Genomic DNA, 17,058 nt, shown 5'->3' with positions numbered 1-17,058 from the left:
AACTAAGCCAATCTTTGAGTATCAACAATGCTATTTTCACTACCAAAACCATTGGCAGCGTATCCATCAGCACTGTTGTCATTGTCCCATTGGTTACCATTTATCAAATATCGAAAGTGGAATTGCTTATCGGTTGGTAGCCTGTGCTTGAGCTTAAATCTCTGCTCTTTTTTATTGAACCTCATACTAATGGGTTGCCAATCGTTAAATTCTGCAACGAGTTCAACTTTTTTGGCTTCAGGGTGAGAAAATTCAAATGTGATTTCGGCTTCGTTTTTCGTTTTAAAAAAACGTTTTGTTAACATTTTTGGCTCCAAAAACCTAACTTGGTTGGTGTTCCTTGCCACAAAACTATGTCGTATAATGTATGATTACGCGAACATATTTTGTGAGAATAGTTTAGTACATAAATAAAAACTTGTACGCCTCACAACAGTGCAATACAGCATACCTTTGCACCAGAAAAGTACATTTTTGGACAGAAAGTCCTCTGGTAATTAATGCCCAACACTGGTGAGCAATTATTAGGCCAATGACTTAAAAAAGTAGATAAGAATCATTATCGTGTAAAGTGAATTATATTGATAATTGATCTTGCTCAGAGAAGTGTAAATGATTGTCCCTAAATTGAATTGAAATAATTTTGATAATTGCACTTGTAAATAAAAGCGTGTAAAAGGTTGTCATCCCTGAAGTCAAATTGATGTATACTACAGGAACATGAAGGATCCGGTTTTCGGTTAATTTTGGATTGTCTCAATCATGCAGAATGTTTTTAAAAATTTAGCTTATGCTGTTGTTAGCCTTGTAGTAATCGGTATTGCTGCAAATCTAACTTTTGCTAAACATGTCCTGAATGCGCAATCCGGGTTACTTTCTTTGCAAACTCAGAACAGTGATGTTGAGCAAGTTGAAAGATCGGCTCCTTGGTATCAGTTTGTCTACTACGACCAGCAATTCGTTAGTAAGGACAATCAAACGTTCGTCATCATCGCAAATCAGCAGTCCCAATATGCCATAGCGCCGACCTCAAGAGTGTTTAAGCTCGTATGGTCTTCCCCTACTTTATTAATGCTTTGCTTAATTGCAGTGCTGTTTTTTATTTCTCAATTCAAAGGGAATAAAAGAGAAAAGGCACAGTTAGAAGCACTCAACGCCATAAATAAAGATCTCAATGCCTTGCTAGATGGACTTGAGATCAAACACAAAGAGCTTCACTCTGGCGGTCCTGTTGCACAAATTTGTTATGCAGTTCAATCATTAAGCGATAATCTTCAACGCATAAAAATACAATCAGATAGTCACGTTTACCAAGATAAATTGACCAAACTTATTGACCGCCATGCATACATAGAACATATTAGCGAGCAGCTGACCATTGCGGATAAAAGCAAATCCAAATGCGGATTATTATTCATTGATTTAGATGGCTTTAAACAGGTTAACGATTCCTTTGGGCACAGTTTCGGTGATGAAATACTTATTCAGGTTTCAGGACGATTGGAGCAAGTTGTCAGGCAGTTTAAGCTTAATGATGCGCATCCGGTACATGGGCTAGACCAAAACCTTTCTCGATTAGGTGGAGATGAGTTTTCGATCTTTGTGCCTAACCTGAATGACACCAGTTTCTGTACTGAGATAGCACAAACTATTCTTAGCGAAATTGAACGAGACTTTGTGCTTGGTAACAAGCTAGTAAAAATAAGCGCCAGTATCGGGATAGCTGTATTCCCTGATAGTGCCTCTACCCCTAATGCGCTGTTACAAATGTCAGATGTTGCAATGTATCGAGCTAAAACGGATGGACGCGGTATCTTCAGAGTCTATTCACCAGAGATGGGGAATAAAATCAGGCGCTACCACTACTTATTAGAAGAATTGAGACTTGCAATTGCCTCTCAAAATTTTCAACTCTCTTTTCAGCCAATTGTCCATGTTGAAGATTGCTCAATAGACTATTTTGAAGCCCTCACCCGTTGGCATCATCCCATCGAGGGCTTGATCCCACCATCTGAGTTTATTCCAATTGCCGAAGAATCAAATTTAATTTTAGAGCTTGGCGACTGGATATTGCTAGAGTCATGCCGACAAATGTCTGCTTGGCACAATGCGGGGATGAAAAAAGTTAAAATCTCGGTGAATGTATCCGGCATTCAGCTCAAACATAGGCCTATTTATGACTGGGTTTTAGAAGCGCTTAATAAATCGGGACTGCCAGCTGCCTCCCTAATGATAGAAATCACCGAGTCAACGCTCATAACAGCCAGTGATGAAATTATTGCTCAGCTTGAGCGTTGCCGCAGTGCCGGTGTTACGATTGCAATTGATGATTTTGGCACGGGTTTTAGCTCGTTGAGCACACTAGCTGATCTGCCAATCGATGTGATTAAAATAGATAAACTCTTTATTTCACAAGCCAAAGACAACCCTAAATACTTTAAGATCTTAAACTCTATCAGCGAGCTTGGCGCGCAGCTAGGCCTTAAAATCGTTGCAGAGGGTGTAGAGCAACTTGATCAGTTCGAACTGGTCAAGGATATGGGGATTTGCTGTGTCCAAGGGTACCTAGTGAGTCGCCCTGAGACCTCTCGCAATGTGGGCGACAAAGTGCTCAAAGGTAATGTTAACCACATCGCCACTACGGGAACGAGTGTGTGGCTACCTAAGGCAAATTAACGTTGAAATTTAGTTTCCAGTATAACAGCTGAATTGGTTCTTTCGACTCCGTCTAAATTGCCTATTTCATCCAGCAACTGACTTAATTGCTCTAAACTTTGCGCTTCTACAATGGCTATCATGTCGTACTCACCGCTAATCGCATATAAAGCAGAAATATGTGAGAGCTGCTTCAGAGCAATATTGGTTTTTGCCGTGAGCTTTTGCTTGACCTTAATTGAAACATGAGCAGAAACTAGGCTACCTAAATAATCTTGACCAAAATCAATCTTATAACCCTGGATAACACCGTTTTGCTCTAGCTTTTGCAATCGTGATTGCACAGTTGTTCGGGACATATCCAATAGCCTTGCTAGCTCAGAAATACTCGCCCTCGCGTTACTTCGTAGTACAGAAATCAATCTTTCATCTTGTTTACTAATCATTTTGCACAATACCAATGTCATTTTGACGAACATTCTACTCATTTTATATAAAATTACACTGCAAATTTTCATCACATCACGCAATAATGTCGGAATAAGAATAGGCACATATATTCGTGCCCAGAAGTTGAAGTTATATGAGGACGACGTCATGCAAGTGAATCGCGAATTATTCGATGAAGTAATGGTACCTAACTACAATCCATCTGCAGTTATACCAGTAAAAGGTAAAGGTGCACGAGTTTGGGACCAAAACGGTGATGAGTACATCGACTTTGCTGGCGGTATCGCAGTAAACTGTCTAGGTCATAGCCACCCAGCATTGGTAAATGCACTGAAAGAGCAAGGTGAAAAGATTTGGCATTTATCAAATGTAATGACCAATGAACCTGCACTTCGTCTAGCTAAAAAGCTGACTGATGCGACATTTGCAGACAAAGTCTATTTTGCAAACTCAGGCGCTGAAGCAAATGAAGCAGCTTTAAAACTGGCGCGTAGATTTGCTTTAGATAAATATAATGAAGAAAAAACGCAGATCATTGCATTCAATAAAGGTTTCCACGGCCGTACTTTCTTCACGGTAACCGTCGGTGGTCAAGCTGCCTACTCTGATGGCTTTGGTCCAAAGCCACAAGATATCACTCACATTGACTACAATGATTTAGAAACATTTGCAAAAGTAATCTCTGACAAAACGTGTGCAGTTATGATGGAGCCTCTACAAGGTGAAGGTGGTATCATCTCTCCTGACATCGAGTTTGTGCAAGGTGTACGAGAGTTATGTGACAAGCACAATGCCCTGCTTATTTTTGATGAAGTACAAACAGGTGTTGGCCGTACAGGTGATTTGTACGCGTACCAAGGCTTGAATGTTACGCCTGATATTTTAACAACAGCTAAAGCATTAGGCGGCGGCTTCCCAATTGGTGCGATGATCACCACAACTGATATTGCGAAGCATTTAAAAATCGGCACGCACGGTTCAACTTACGGTGGTAACCCACTCGCTTGTGCCGTTGCTGAAGCGGCTTTTGACACGGTTAATACGCCTGAAGTATTAAATGGTGTCAAAGAGCGTGAGCAAATGTTCCGTGATAGCCTAAATGCAATTAACGAAAAGTACAATGTATTTAGCGAAGTACGTGGTAAAGGACTATTGTTAGGTTGCGTACTAAAAGGCGATTACGAAGGTAAGGCGAGAGATTTCCTAGTCGCAAGTGCACAGCATGGCTTAATGACTTTAGTCGCTGGTACTAATGTAGTTCGTTTCACACCTTCTTTAGTGATTACAGAAGAAGAAATTAAAGCAGGTCTAGCACGCTTCGAGCTGGCTGTCGCGGATGTAGTAAACGCTTAACCTTTATGGGCGACTCGTCGCCCTAAATGATATTTTTATGCAAGTACTTAGACCTATTAGCAGCAAAGACTTTGCTGCTTTAAAAAACATCGCGGTAGAGTCAGGCCATGGTTTCACATCTTTGCCTGTCGACGACGAACTATTAGCGAGTAAGATACAACGCTCTCAAGAAAGCTTCAGTAAATCATTAAATGCGCCAATCGATGAGGGATATTTATTTGTCCTCGAAGATTTAGAAACAGGTGAAATTAGTGGTACTACAGCCATTGAGGCAGCTGTTGGGATGCAGGTCCCCTTGTATCATTACCATCAAGGCAAAACCGTTCACCACTCTAGCACCTTAAATGTGTACAACACCGTCGATATCCTATCAATATGTAATGACTACACTGGTAGTTCGGAAATCTGCACATTGTTCTTACGAGAGCAATTTAGACGCGGGTTGGCAGGTCGATTCTTGTCGCGTATTCGCTTTTTATTTATGGCAGAACATGCTGAGCGCTTCAGCGATAGAGTGATTGCTGAAATGCGTGGCGTCAGTGATGAAAACGGCCACAGCCCTTTTTGGCAATGGCTACAAGAACACTTTTTCAGTATTGAGTTCCCAAAGGCCGACCACCTAGTTGGCTTGGGCGATAAAGTATTTATCTCCGAGTTAATGCCAAAATATCCGATTTACGCCAACTTGCTCAGCCCAGAGGCCCAAGCAGTTATCGGTCATGTGCATGAAAAAACCAAACCTGCACTGCGCCTGCTGCAAAAAGAAGGCTTTGAACACAGAGGGTATGTCGACTTATTTGATGCCGGCCCCACTGTAGAAGCTAGGTTAGAAAATATTCGAACCGTGCGCGAAACTCAAAACGGCACATTAGAGATAGTTGAAGAGCTACCACTCAGTGAAACAACTTGGGCCCTATCCAATGGCCAACTAGCTAACTTTAGAGCCACATTTACTACCGCAGTAGTATGGAATGAACATACACAAACATTCACAATCACCTCAAAAACGGCAGAAGCATTGCAGTTAAAGCAAGGTGATAAAATCAGTGGGTTTGTTTTATAAAAACTAAATACGTCGTGCTTTGTCGTAACATTTACAACGCGGCCAAGCCGTTATATTAAGGAATTGTCATTATGCACAACAATGTAGATAGCTTATTTGAGAACCTTTGGAGCAACTATTTAGAAGTGACTCCATCTGCTGTAAAAGTACACGAGCTATTAGGTTCAACTCAAAAAGATGATGTCATCAACGACCATATCGCACTACGTACTTTCAACCATGAAAAAATTGGTTTAGAAAAGCTGGCTGCACATTTTAAAGCAGTTGGTTACAAAGAGTGTGGTGAGTATCACTTTGAAGCTAAGAAGTTGTACGCTAAACACTATGAGCATAGCGATCCAAGCAAACCAAAAGTATTCATCTCTGAACTACTTTTAGAAAAGTGCTCAGAAGACCTTCAAGAAATCGTTGGCCAAATGATTGATAGCATCGATGAAAGTGCCATCACTGCGGAAAACTTTTTGTACTCTGGTACACATTGGCAAATGAGCCATGAAACCTATAAAAAGCTACTTGCAGAAAGCGAATATGCGGCTTGGATGTCAGCTTGGGGTTACCGTGCAAATCACTTCACGGTAAACATCAATTACCTAGCTAACTTTGAGACCATAGAAGCAGTAAACCAAGCACTTAAAGATGCGGGTTTCCCTCTGAATACATCAGGTGGTGAAATCAAAGGTTCACCTGAGGTACTACTTGAGCAATCTTCTACACTTGCTGATCACCACCCTGTTGAGTTCTCTGACGGCAAGTTCGAAATCCCAAGTTGCTTCTACGAGTTCGCCCTGCGTTACAACAAACCTGACGGTGAATTGTACACGGGTTTCGTAGCTGCTTCTGCAGATAAAATCTTCGAAAGTACCAACGCAAGATAAACACCTTGTGTTGGTATGAATTGAAGTAAACTAACTTAAACACCCAAAGCAGCCAATGGCTGCTTTTTTATTGCGCTTAAATAAGTTAAACGGTAAATTAAATGAAGCAATTTAAAGTTGCTTGAGCATATTTTTGAGTAACCCACAAGGAGTGAGGTCACCATGTATACTATTTTACCCCCACCACCAACACTCACCCCCTATGTTATTAATTATTGGTATGCAAGTTCTCAAAGATTATTACCTCAAGCATTACACAGTGACGGCTGTATTTCGATTTTATTTGTTATATCAGGCAAATCAAAAATGGGCACTACAAGCCTAAATCAAAATGCCTACTTCATCGGCCCACAGACTAAAACAACCATATGGCACTTTGAAAAAGACGTGCAAAACCTCATTGGTGTTAGGCTCACACCTTTGGGCGCCAAAAACTTCACGGCTATGCCGCTAAAAGAATCGAAAAATTTGTGTATCGAGTTACTAGACGCAATCCCAATTGATCAGGCCTTACTTAATAAAATTCGCCAAGAAGGTGCCTCTATTTCAGATAAAATTGAACATATTTCTCAATGGCTTGAACAGCAATTCAAAAAGTTAAATAAACCTCTTCCTAACATTTTAGAAACCATTACCAAAGAGATACAACTATCACCGAGATCAATAAAGCTGGCTGATATTTATGACACCCTACATGTTAATAGCCGACGTGTAGAAAGGGCATTTGACCAAGCTTTAGGCATGACGGCTAAAGAGTATGCAACCCTTGTGGAAGTATCAAAGGCGAGAAACTTGCTCAAACAAAAAACGACATACTCTTTGACTGATATTGCCTATGAACTTGAATATACTGATCAATCTCACTTCACACGGCAATTTAAAAAAGTGATGAACATAACGCCAAAGCAATATAAACAGAGGATATCAATGTGAGCCAAATTGATATAGATAATCAACAAACAACACAATCCCCCTCTTTAAAACTCATCAATGAATATCCAGCTATTGATAATAAAAAAGCGTATAAACAGGCGCTTAAATATTGGCAAAATGAGTTACTTCATGTTCAGCAAGCCTATTACCATCAAGGGCAAAGAGCTGTTATCGTTTTTGAAGGCTGGGATGCGGCAGGAAAAGGCGGCGCAATCCGCCGCCTTACTGAAAAACTTGATCCCCGAGGATACCAAGTTTACCCGATTGCCGCGCCCACAGACGATGAGCAAGGCAGGCATTATTTATATCGATTCTTCAACAAACTTCCTAAGCAAGGCACTCTAACTATATTTGATCGCTCATATTACGGCAGAGTGTTAGTAGAACGAATTGAAGGTTATGCGTCAGATGCACAGTGGCGACGCGCTTATCGTGAAATCAATGAATTTGAGCAGCTTTTGCTCGACGATAACATTAAAGTCATAAAACTGTTTTTACATATAAGTAGTGACGAGCAACTGCAACGATTCTCTGAACGGTTAAATAACCCTTACAAGCGTTGGAAATTAACCGAAGAAGATATCAGAAATAGAAACAAACGCACTGAGTATGAAGCCGCCATCGATGATATGTTTATAAAAACACATACCTCTGGCGCACCATGGTCGGTGATTGTTGGCGATCATAAATGGTTTGCTCGTGTGGAAGTACTTAAAGCGCTTACCAAAGCATTGAGCAAAGGTATGCAGATTGAACCACCTCCAATAGACGCAAATATTGTAGCGCTTGCAGAGCAACAACTCGGAATAAAGCACAAGAGGACGTAAAATGAATCGTGAAAACCTACTTACATCTTACTTTGAACGCCATGACGGTATGGTACCATCAGTAGAGTTAAACAAGCATGAAAAAATGGCAGGTAGCGCGTTTCATTTTTTTCGTGGTACCGCGCCACTGATGTACAGTGATCTATTTGATGGGGTTATAGATTTGCCTCCATCAGTCTATGAGCTCCCAGTTACCACGATTATGGGAGATTGTCATACCAGTAACTTCGGTTTTTTGAGTGAAGAAGGCTCGCACGGTGAAACCTTAGTTTTTACACCTAATGACTTTGATGATGCTTGCATAGGCCATGCAATCTGGGACATATTCCGCTTTCTAGTTAGTCTCAATTTAGCACAGCAAAGTGGCGTTGCTTATAGAGAATCAAGCAACTCAATGAACATAAAGCAAAAACCAGTTGTCCATATCGAGCATGTACCCCAAGCGCAAATGGCTTTTTTACAGCACTATGTTGAAACCTGCCAAGCTTCTATCCGCGGAGAAAATAACAGCCAAAGTGCGCTAACACATTTTGATAAAGACCACATACTTCACAAACGTTGGCAAAAAGGCTTGCAAAGACTCGTAGGAGGATCTGCATTCAATGTAAAAAGTACATTAGCAAAAGATGTAGAACTCACAGCTTATCCCCTTAAGTTTAAATCAGATCCACTAAAGTTCGAAGCCATTCATAGCGATATTAAAGCCAACCTCATTGAGCAGTTCAGGCCTTATGTCGATGACGACATTATAGACTGTGTGGAACGATTGGATGCAGGCACTGGCAGCAACCACTTGAAGCGTTACTATCTATTGGTCGGGCCCAAAGAGCAAAAGGAACCTGAGCTTTATCACATCGTAGAAATTAAACAGCAAGCTTTAGCAGCACCATTGCACTACTTTAAAGATTTAAGTCCAGTAAACCGCCTCAATCATGCCCACTTAACGGTCAACTGCCAACGGCAGATGCAGCGTAGACCAGACCTGATAATTGATGATGCGCTTTGGCAGGGGTTACATTGGTTAGTTCGCTCACGCCATCACGCTCGAGTTGGTATTGATCCCGAGCATATTACCCTTGGCAAACGAGCAGCACAAAAAAATGGTTTTGAGCAATATGCACAAAGCTGCGCACAAGTGCTCGCTTATGCACATATGAGAGGCGACCGGCGTTCAATGAACTATCAAGAACAATGTATAACCGCCCTGCCTCCGCTGTTTTCAGCACTTATAGAAAAAGCAAATCAATATGCACAGCAAGTAAATGAAGACTGGGAATTATTCAAGGCACTCAGAAAGTAGCTTTTTTGGAATATCGACAACAAGACCATCATTGGCCAGAATAAGCTCTCCACAAAAATGTGTGTGAGCTTCCTCTTGTAAATTATCCAACAACCCAGGGCCATGATAGCGGACACTAAAGTGCGTTAAGATTAATAGAGGTAGATTAGATTTGTTAGCAAACTCCGCAATACGTTTAGCATCACTGTGTCCAGTGTGATGACCAACTTTTTTTAAATCTTTATGAGTAAATGTTGCCTCATGCACCAGTGCGTCGACATCACCTATAAATTCTTTTAACAGACTCGGCCTTTCGTTATCACCGCAAACAATCACTTTGCGTGGCAGCCAGCTATCAAAAGCATATTTTTGGGACTCCAGTTTTTTCCCCTGATAATCAGCATCTACGCCTTTTTGCAACTGATTGTAGTGAGGTCCTGTCGCAATTCCATCTTTTTTTAATAAATTAATCTTAAGCTTTTTAGGAATTTGCGTCTCAGTGACTTTAAAACCAAAACTAGGTACTCGGTGTTTTAATCTAATAACCTCTAGGTGACAAAACCCAATATTTAGAGATGTGCTGTTAAGGTGTTCAATAGCACAGGTTTTAAGATCAAAAGGCAGCGTTAAGTCAGTCAATGAAAAAGTGGCATGCAAAAACTCAATCACTTTTTTGGGGGCGACTAAATAGACAGGCTGCTTTCTACCAGACATCGCCATAGAAGCCAATAAACCGGGTAACCCATAACAATGATCGCCATGAACATGGCTAATGCAAATTAAACTCAGTTGATACAAGGTTAATTTCGATTTTAGTATTTGATGCTGAGTGCCCTCACCACAATCAACCAACACCCACTCTTTTGTCTTTTCAAACTTAACGGCCGTTGCTGATACATTGCGAAAAGTTGACGGGCTTCCAGACGAAGTCCCTAAAAACTCCAATTGCATAACTGACTAAAATCCATAATGATAATACAACAGCATCCAGTTTAAGTGATATCGCCCGGTAGCTAAAGGATTAATCTATGCATCACACTTCAGAGTATCAAATTCTTGTCGTCGACATACAAACACGTTTTCAGCCACATATTCAAATATATCCTGAACTTGTGAATACAACGGCAAAACTTTTAACGGCGGCTGAGCTATTATCAATACCAGCGTTGATATTTGAACAATATCCAAAAGGACTTGGGCATACAGATCCTGCGCTGACACAATTCCAAATCGAGTGTCACGAAAAGACCACTTTTAGTGCTCTAAATGATGCTTCAGCAAAAGAAGCAATCAGCCTAGACCCTGCTGTTACTAAAATTGTCGTTGGCATTGAAGCCCATGTTTGTGTTTATCAAACAGTAAGGGATTTATTAACATTGCAGCAACCAGTCATTGTCGTGGCTGATGCAATAGGGTCAAGGGACACTCAGCACAAAACATGGGCAATTGAACAACTAAGACATGATGGTGCCGTGATCATGAGCTTAGAAAGCTTACTCTTTGACATCGTTAAGGATGCAAAACATCCGCAGTTTAAGTCCGTATCAAAACTGATCCGTTAGTTAATACAGCCAGTAAAAATAAACATAAATAAGCAACTTGCACTGAGATATGAAAAACGAGCTCAATAGTAACCTCATTTTGAAGGTGTATGAACACATAAGGCAAAAAGGTCAAGAGTATGAAGAGGGAAAGCAATTCGAGGGGATAACTGCCTTCTCAGATCCTGATGGTTACACGATTTACTTGAAAGGCAGCGGTGTTTTTTTACGCTTCGGTTTTCACAATACATATCAATTTAATTACGACAAAGAATCGCAAAAAGCTGACTTCATGAAAAAGGTTCATTACATAGCGAGTATGCTGGATGACTAGAAATAGGACCAGAATTAGAAGCAGATCAAGCTCGAGATCATCACACACTTACATGGAACAAGTTGTCTCAGCTCTAAGACAAAACCCAGAAGCAATTGAAATTATAAAAACGAATTGCCAACACTATCAGTCACAGGCATATCTAAAAAAAGGACTCAAACGGACCATCGAACACCTAGAGTGGGTACTTGCTGCGGATAACGATATTGAGCGCATTTGCACTCAAATTATGGCTGATGATCATATCGGTGGAAAATTCAGACAATACCCCTTGTTATTCAAAGGAGTAAATTCAGCACAGAAAGAATAAAAAATTAACAATAAAAACCAACCAACCGAATAGGCTAATAATTACCCACCTAAAACCAAGTACTTACTTACATCAAAAGCATAAGCTGCTCTTTATCACTGATACTTGTAATTTTATCTCATTTTCACCTCGAGTTAACTTTTATAAATGACCGCTGAATGAAAAAGTGATATGGTATGCCGCATTTTTTGGAACCGAGAAAACTTGCTATGTCGAATGCAGTAGAGACGAAAGCGAATAAAAACTCTCAATCGCCAGAACAACAAAGCGGCTTATTCAATCGCTTTTTGGCAACCGTTGAGTTTTTAGGGAATATGCTCCCACACCCAATCACCCTTTTTGCAATGTTATGTGTTGCAATTGTGGTCTTCAGTGGCATTGCCGACTGGATGGGCTTGAGTGCAATTGACCCTCGCCCAGAGGGAGCTAAAGGACGTGATGCTGACGGTGTCATTGAAGTTGTAAGCTTAATGAGCGCAGAAGGCTTACAAAAAATTATGACTGGCCTTGTCACTAATTTCACTGGATTCGCACCACTTGGTACTGTGTTAGTTGCATTACTAGGCGTGAGTGTTGCTGAACACTCTGGCATGCTATCAGCTGCTATGCGCGGCATGGTTATGGGCGCTTCTAAACGTCTTGTAACCTTTATGGTGGTGTTTGCAGCAATTTTATCAAACACAGCATCAGAGCTCGGTTATGTCGTACTTATCCCACTCGCTGCGATGATATTCCATAGCTTAGGTAGACATCCACTGGCTGGTCTTGCAGCAGCTTTTGCAGGTGTATCTGGTGGCTATAGTGCAAACCTATTACTTGGTACAATCGACCCATTATTGGCAGGTATCACAACCCCTGCAGCTCAAATGATAGATCCGACTTACCATGTAGGACCTGAAGCAAACTGGTACTTCATGATGATTTCAGTATTCTTAATTGCCATTGTCGGCACTTTGGTAACTGAAAAAATCGTTGAACCACGCCTTGGCAAATACAACCCAGATGATGCAAGCGTTGACCTATCTGAAAACAACATTGAGCATTTAACAGATAAAGAAAAAAGTGGCTTAAAGTGGGCCGGTGTTTCTCTACTGATCGTATGTAGCATTTTAGCACTCACCATCGTACCTGAAGATGGCATTTTGCGTCACCCTGAGACTGGCGCTGTAGCTGGCTCTCCATTCTTGAAAGGGATTGTTGTTCTGATCTTTGTTACTTTTGCTATTCCGGGTTTCGTATATGGCCGTGTTGTAGGCACGATGAAAACAGACCGAGATGTGATTGATGCCATGAGTAAGAGCATGAGCTCTATGGGCATGTATATCGTTCTTGTCTTCTTCGCTGCACAATTTGTTGCATTCTTTAAATGGACAAACCTTGGCACTATCCTAGCGATCAACGGTGCAGCATTACTTCAAGCTCTAAACCTAACAGGCCCAGAAGTATTCATCTTATTCATCATGATGTGTGCAATGGTTAACTTATGTTTAGGTTCATCTTCAGCGCAGTGGGCTGTTACAGCACCTATCTTTGTACCAATGTTGATGCTTGTTGGCTATGCACCAGAAACCATTCAAGCTGCATACCGTATCGGTGATTCAGTGACTAACCTGATCACACCTATGATGAGTTACTTCGGGCTTATCTTAGCCGTTGCAACAAAATACAAAAAAGACATGGGTATTGGTACATTAGTCGCGACTATGTTGCCTTACAGCATGTTCTTCTTCGTTGGCTGGGTTGCACTATTTTATATTTGGGTCTTCGGTTTCGGTCTACCAGTAGGACCAAACTCACCGATATATTACACCCCTTAATTAATAAAAAGAGCATTTTTGCAGCTGCAAAAATGCTCTTTTTATCTTCAAAATTTCTTCAAAAAGCCCCTTAATTATATTTTTCATTATTTTTATCCCCTATCACTAAATTTATACACAACATTCCTATTTAAGGTAAAATCATTAACGGCAGAGAAACTCAAGGTTAATCTTGTTAACTCACTTTGGGCAATTTAAATTTTTGAATAAAAATACGTCATTGTATTTGTTATTATTCCAATGCTGTCCTAAAGTCCTAAAGGAATAATCTTAAAAGGAGCTTTCTCACCAATAAAAACTTGATGATAAGGCCAGTTATGTACACTTTGTTTTATTACCCTCGTAATGCCAGTCTCGCACCACACTTTGTATTAGAAGCACTAAAAGTACCATATCAACTAGAACTCGTTGACCGTAAGAAACATGCACAAAAATCAGCACAATATCTAAGACTCAACCCAACAGGTAGGATCCCGACACTAGTTGATGATGAATTTGTGCTATTTGAAAGCGGAGCAATTTGTTTATACCTCGCAGAAAAGCACCCCGAAAGCCAATTGATACCCGCAGATCCAGTTCAAAAAGGTGTTTTTTATCAATGGCTAATGTATTTCACAACCACAATCCAAGCAGAGTTGATGATTTACTTTTACCCTGAGCGACATACTCAAAGCGCATTGATGTATGACGACATCATTAAAACCCAGCAAACTCGCCTAACCGAAATGTTTACTATCGTAAATAGGCATTTAGCGGGTAAAAGCTATGTGGTTAATGAACAATTCACGATCTGCGACTGCTATTTGTTTATGTTATGTATATGGGCTGATGAGTTAAATAGCCCTCCTCTACAATTTGAACATTTAGCAAAATACTTACGTGAGATGGCAAAGCACCCTGTCATTAAAAAAGTATGTGAAACAGAGCAGACAGATTTAAGTCCATATAAATAGGGCTACGATTCTCACTCTCAGCTCATATCTTTAAAATTGAACTAAAAGCCAATTTTACATAATATATTTATTATGGAGATCGGCTTTTTTGCATTCTAGTAAAGTAATATCGGACTTTACTGATTTTAAATCAACTTACTTCTATTCTATCTAAGTAAACCGTATCATTATTAAAAATCCCAAATACTACTTTTTATGCATCGCCTTTTAAATAAATATGAACAATTAATTGCAACCAATCATATATCACTCGATCCAGCTCAATTAGATGCCATCAATATATTAGACAAACTGTGTCTTGACGTTGAAGCTGGGAGGCAGTCAATGGGGGTGTATTTATATGGACCTGTCGGGCGAGGCAAATCCATGCTGATGGACATGTTTTTCGACACTATTTTGGTAGAGAAAAAGCAACGGCTACACTTTCACCATTTTATGCAAACAATCCACCAGCAATTAAGGCAAGTCCAAGGAAAAAAAGATCCTCTAAAGGCGATTGCTAAACAGTGGGCAAAACATACCAAAGTGCTTTGCTTTGACGAATTTTTTGTCAAAGACATTGGCGATGCCATGATACTCGCAGGATTACTGGATGCCTTTTTTAAAGCAGGTATAGTTTTCATAACAACTTCCAACAGCCATCCAACAGAGCTATATAAAAATGGATTACAAAGAGCGCGATTTGAGCCGACTATCGACTTAATCATGGCGCATTGCAGTCTTGTTAATGTCAGCGGTGAACTTGATCATCGATTCAGCAACGGCACCCCCACCGACTTTTACTTCGAAAATAACCTCAGTGCGTTTTCTTCAATGTTTGAGACACTTGAAGGTTCTTACCAAGATTTAGATATACAGATCCACAACCGCCCCATCGTTATTTTAGGAAAATGTAAGCATGGTCTATTAATTGAGTTTATGTCTCTATGCTCTTCCCCAAGGGCGACACTAGACTACATTCAATTGGCACTAGACTATGATGTTATTTTCATAAGGAACGTCCCTGCTATGGGCGCTTCACCAAACCGCCACTGCGTGACTCAAGGTATCGAAGATAATTATATGCGAGAAAAACCTACACTATCAGCACGCACCTTGGACGACGAAGCTAGACGTTTTATCGCATTAGTAGATGAATTTTATGATCGAAAAAAGTTGATTGTGATTGAATCAAAATTTTCGTTGCAGACACTTTATGCTGGTGAGTTATTAGCTTTTGAATTTGAACGGACAAAAAGCCGCTTAGTTGAGATGCAATCTTGGCGCATGCCCGTATAGATTTATCTCTTTGCTCTAATTCTAAATTACACATTAAAAAACGGGCTAATGAGCCCGCTTTTACATGTGAAAAATTTTGTCTATTTATCTAGCTTTAATTTCACGCCTTTTAAGCGACTTCTTACTGAGCTAATTTTATTTCGGTTTTTAACTCGCGCTTCACCACTTGCTTGATTGCTTGGCCTGTTAGTACGTACCTTACGTCTTTGGTGACTTGGCTTTTTACTCAAATTATCGATTAAGTTTTCGCGGCTTGCGACTTCATAACCTGGTAAATAATAGCGCTTAATTTTTTGACCGATCAAAGTTTCAATGTGAAGTAAAAATTGCTCTTCTTCTCTACTTACAAAGGAAATTGCTTGACCGCTGTTACCAGCCCTACCAGTACGACCAATACGGTGAACATAGTCCTCAGGAAGATATGGTAGATCGTAGTTAACAACGCGTGGTAACCCCTCGATATCAATACCTCTTGCAGCTACTTCAGTTGCGACTAATACGCGAACTTTGCCCTCTTTAAACTCTCTCAAAGCACGACGCCTTGCGCCTTGCTTTTTGTCACCATGACAAACCGTGGCTGCAATCCCATCCAGCTCCAGCTCTTTTACGATAGTATCAGCATCGTCTTTCATGTTGACAAAGACAAGTACTTGTTGCCAGTTTTTCTTACCAATCAGCTCTGATAACAGCTCTTTTTTACGCTGCTGTTCAACTGGGTAGACCACGTGACGTACGGTTTCAGCAGTCGTATTTTCCGGTGCTGTTTGCACAAGTTTTGGCTCTTTCAGTACCTGTTTAGCAAACTGCTTTACTGCTGAAGGAAAAGTCGCTGAAAATAATAGCAATTGCTTTTCTTCTTTAGCCAGTGAAATAACACGCTGCATTTCATCGATAAAGCCCATATCTAACATACGGTCAGCTTCATCAAGCACTAAATGTTCAATGTTAGCTAAGTCAACACTACCTAAGCGCACCAAATCAAGTAACCTGCCTGGTGTGGCAGCAACAATGTCTGCACCTTGTGCTAATCGCTGAGTTTGACCATCGACATTTACGCCGCCGAATACTGCAACTGTGCGAAGAGAAGTATGCTTTGTAAACGCCTCACAGTTATTTGCGATTTGTTCCGCAAGCTCTCTGGTAGGTGCGAGAAATAAAGCACGAGGTGACTTTGTTGAAGTACCCTTTAATAGGTTATGGATAACTGGTAATGCAAAGGCCGCGGTTTTGCCCGTGCCCGTTTGTGCAGTTGCTAGCACATCATGACCCTTTCTGATCACAGGGATGGCCGCCTGTTGGATCGGAGTGAGCTCTGTAAAGCCAATTTCATCTAAGGCTTTTAATAACGGTTCTGGAAAACTAAACGATTTAAAATTCATAACGGCAAACC

General features: G+C 40.6%; 17 protein-coding genes. 13 read left to right on the top strand and 4 right to left on the bottom strand.

The window, feature by feature from the left end:
* Window positions 1-2 precede the first annotated feature (2 nt).
* A complete protein-coding gene (locus tag L1077_RS09440; RefSeq protein WP_063363692.1) occupies window positions 3-305 on the bottom strand; it encodes an isoamylase early set domain-containing protein in 303 nt (100 codons plus the stop codon).
* A 457-nt stretch (window positions 306-762) separates the two neighbouring features.
* Between L1077_RS09440 and L1077_RS09435 the strand changes: the two genes are divergently transcribed.
* Window positions 763-2,676, top strand: a complete 1,914-nt coding sequence (locus L1077_RS09435) for a putative bifunctional diguanylate cyclase/phosphodiesterase (protein WP_237136604.1) — start codon at window positions 763-765, stop codon at window positions 2,674-2,676.
* Here L1077_RS09435 and L1077_RS09430 read toward each other — a convergent pair.
* Window positions 2,673-3,101, bottom strand: a complete 429-nt coding sequence (locus tag L1077_RS09430; protein ID WP_237136603.1) for an Lrp/AsnC family transcriptional regulator — start codon at window positions 3,099-3,101, stop codon at window positions 2,673-2,675. The genes L1077_RS09435 and L1077_RS09430 overlap by 4 nt on opposite strands.
* 151 nt (window positions 3,102-3,252) lie before the next feature.
* Between L1077_RS09430 and L1077_RS09425 the strand changes: the two genes are divergently transcribed.
* The 6 genes from L1077_RS09425 to L1077_RS09400 all read left to right on the top strand — a co-directional run bounded on the left by L1077_RS09425 (window position 3,253) and on the right by L1077_RS09400 (window position 9,456).
* Window positions 3,253-4,458 carry an aspartate aminotransferase family protein gene (locus L1077_RS09425; RefSeq protein WP_237136602.1) on the top strand — a complete coding sequence of 402 codons (1,206 nt, stop codon included), beginning with the start codon at window positions 3,253-3,255 and terminating at the stop codon, window positions 4,456-4,458.
* Window positions 4,459-4,495: 37 nt separating this feature from the next.
* Window positions 4,496-5,521 (top strand): arginine N-succinyltransferase, encoded by a 1,026-nt coding sequence (gene astA / locus L1077_RS09420; protein ID WP_237136601.1) that lies wholly within the window; start codon window positions 4,496-4,498, stop codon window positions 5,519-5,521.
* Between the two features lie 71 nt (window positions 5,522-5,592).
* Window positions 5,593-6,396: a DUF1338 domain-containing protein gene (locus L1077_RS09415; RefSeq protein WP_237136600.1), complete on the top strand. Its 804-nt coding sequence runs from the start codon at window positions 5,593-5,595 to the stop codon at window positions 6,394-6,396.
* Window positions 6,397-6,558: 162 nt separating this feature from the next.
* On the top strand, window positions 6,559-7,329 hold the full coding sequence (locus L1077_RS09410) for a helix-turn-helix domain-containing protein (protein ID WP_237136599.1): 771 nt from the start codon (window positions 6,559-6,561) through the stop codon (window positions 7,327-7,329).
* Complete coding sequence (locus tag L1077_RS09405) at window positions 7,326-8,156, top strand: polyphosphate kinase 2 family protein (RefSeq protein WP_237136598.1); 831 nt, start codon at window positions 7,326-7,328, stop codon at window positions 8,154-8,156. The genes L1077_RS09410 and L1077_RS09405 overlap by 4 nt, the downstream gene beginning before the upstream one ends.
* 1 nt (window position 8,157) lies before the next feature.
* Entirely contained in the window at window positions 8,158-9,456 is a 1,299-nt protein-coding gene (locus tag L1077_RS09400; RefSeq protein ID WP_237136597.1) for a DUF2252 family protein, read from the top strand.
* On the opposite strand, the gene L1077_RS09395 is transcribed toward L1077_RS09400, so the two are convergent.
* The gene (locus tag L1077_RS09395) at window positions 9,433-10,386 is read right to left on the bottom strand and encodes a ribonuclease Z (protein WP_237136596.1); all 954 of its coding nucleotides are present in this window, start codon (window positions 10,384-10,386) and stop codon (window positions 9,433-9,435) included. The genes L1077_RS09400 and L1077_RS09395 overlap by 24 nt on opposite strands.
* Before the next feature lie 77 nt (window positions 10,387-10,463).
* Here L1077_RS09395 and L1077_RS09390 point away from each other — a divergent pair, with 77 nt between their 5' ends.
* The 6 genes from L1077_RS09390 (at window position 10,464) to zapE (ending at window position 15,668) form a co-directional block, all read left to right on the top strand.
* The gene (locus L1077_RS09390; RefSeq protein WP_237136595.1) at window positions 10,464-10,997 is read left to right on the top strand and encodes an isochorismatase family protein; all 534 of its coding nucleotides are present in this window, start codon (window positions 10,464-10,466) and stop codon (window positions 10,995-10,997) included.
* A 49-nt stretch (window positions 10,998-11,046) separates the two neighbouring features.
* Window positions 11,047-11,310 (top strand): DUF3081 domain-containing protein, encoded by a 264-nt coding sequence (locus L1077_RS09385; protein ID WP_237136594.1) that lies wholly within the window; start codon window positions 11,047-11,049, stop codon window positions 11,308-11,310.
* Window positions 11,311-11,362: 52 nt separating this feature from the next.
* Window positions 11,363-11,620 carry a hypothetical protein gene (locus L1077_RS09380; RefSeq protein WP_237136593.1) on the top strand — a complete coding sequence of 86 codons (258 nt, stop codon included), beginning with the start codon at window positions 11,363-11,365 and terminating at the stop codon, window positions 11,618-11,620.
* A gap of 209 nt (window positions 11,621-11,829) precedes the next feature.
* Complete coding sequence (locus L1077_RS09375) at window positions 11,830-13,437, top strand: AbgT family transporter (protein ID WP_063363761.1); 1,608 nt, start codon at window positions 11,830-11,832, stop codon at window positions 13,435-13,437.
* A 317-nt stretch (window positions 13,438-13,754) separates the two neighbouring features.
* The gene (locus L1077_RS09370) at window positions 13,755-14,390 is read left to right on the top strand and encodes a glutathione S-transferase family protein (protein ID WP_237136592.1); all 636 of its coding nucleotides are present in this window, start codon (window positions 13,755-13,757) and stop codon (window positions 14,388-14,390) included.
* 195 nt (window positions 14,391-14,585) lie between these two features.
* Window positions 14,586-15,668 (top strand): cell division protein ZapE, encoded by a 1,083-nt coding sequence (zapE, locus tag L1077_RS09365; protein WP_237136591.1) that lies wholly within the window; start codon window positions 14,586-14,588, stop codon window positions 15,666-15,668.
* Window positions 15,669-15,748: 80 nt separating this feature from the next.
* Here the strand turns inward: zapE and L1077_RS09360 are convergent, their stop codons facing one another.
* Window positions 15,749-17,047 carry a DEAD/DEAH box helicase gene (locus L1077_RS09360; RefSeq protein WP_237136590.1) on the bottom strand — a complete coding sequence of 433 codons (1,299 nt, stop codon included), beginning with the start codon at window positions 17,045-17,047 and terminating at the stop codon, window positions 15,749-15,751.
* Window positions 17,048-17,058: the final 11 nt, after the last annotated feature.

Origin of the sequence: Pseudoalteromonas luteoviolacea, assembly GCF_021654285.1 — a bacterium.
GTDB classification, from domain to species: Bacteria; Pseudomonadota; Gammaproteobacteria; order Enterobacterales; family Alteromonadaceae; genus Pseudoalteromonas; species Pseudoalteromonas luteoviolacea_J.
Note: the sequence above shows the minus strand (reverse complement) of the source record. Positions and strands in the feature narration are given on the sequence as shown.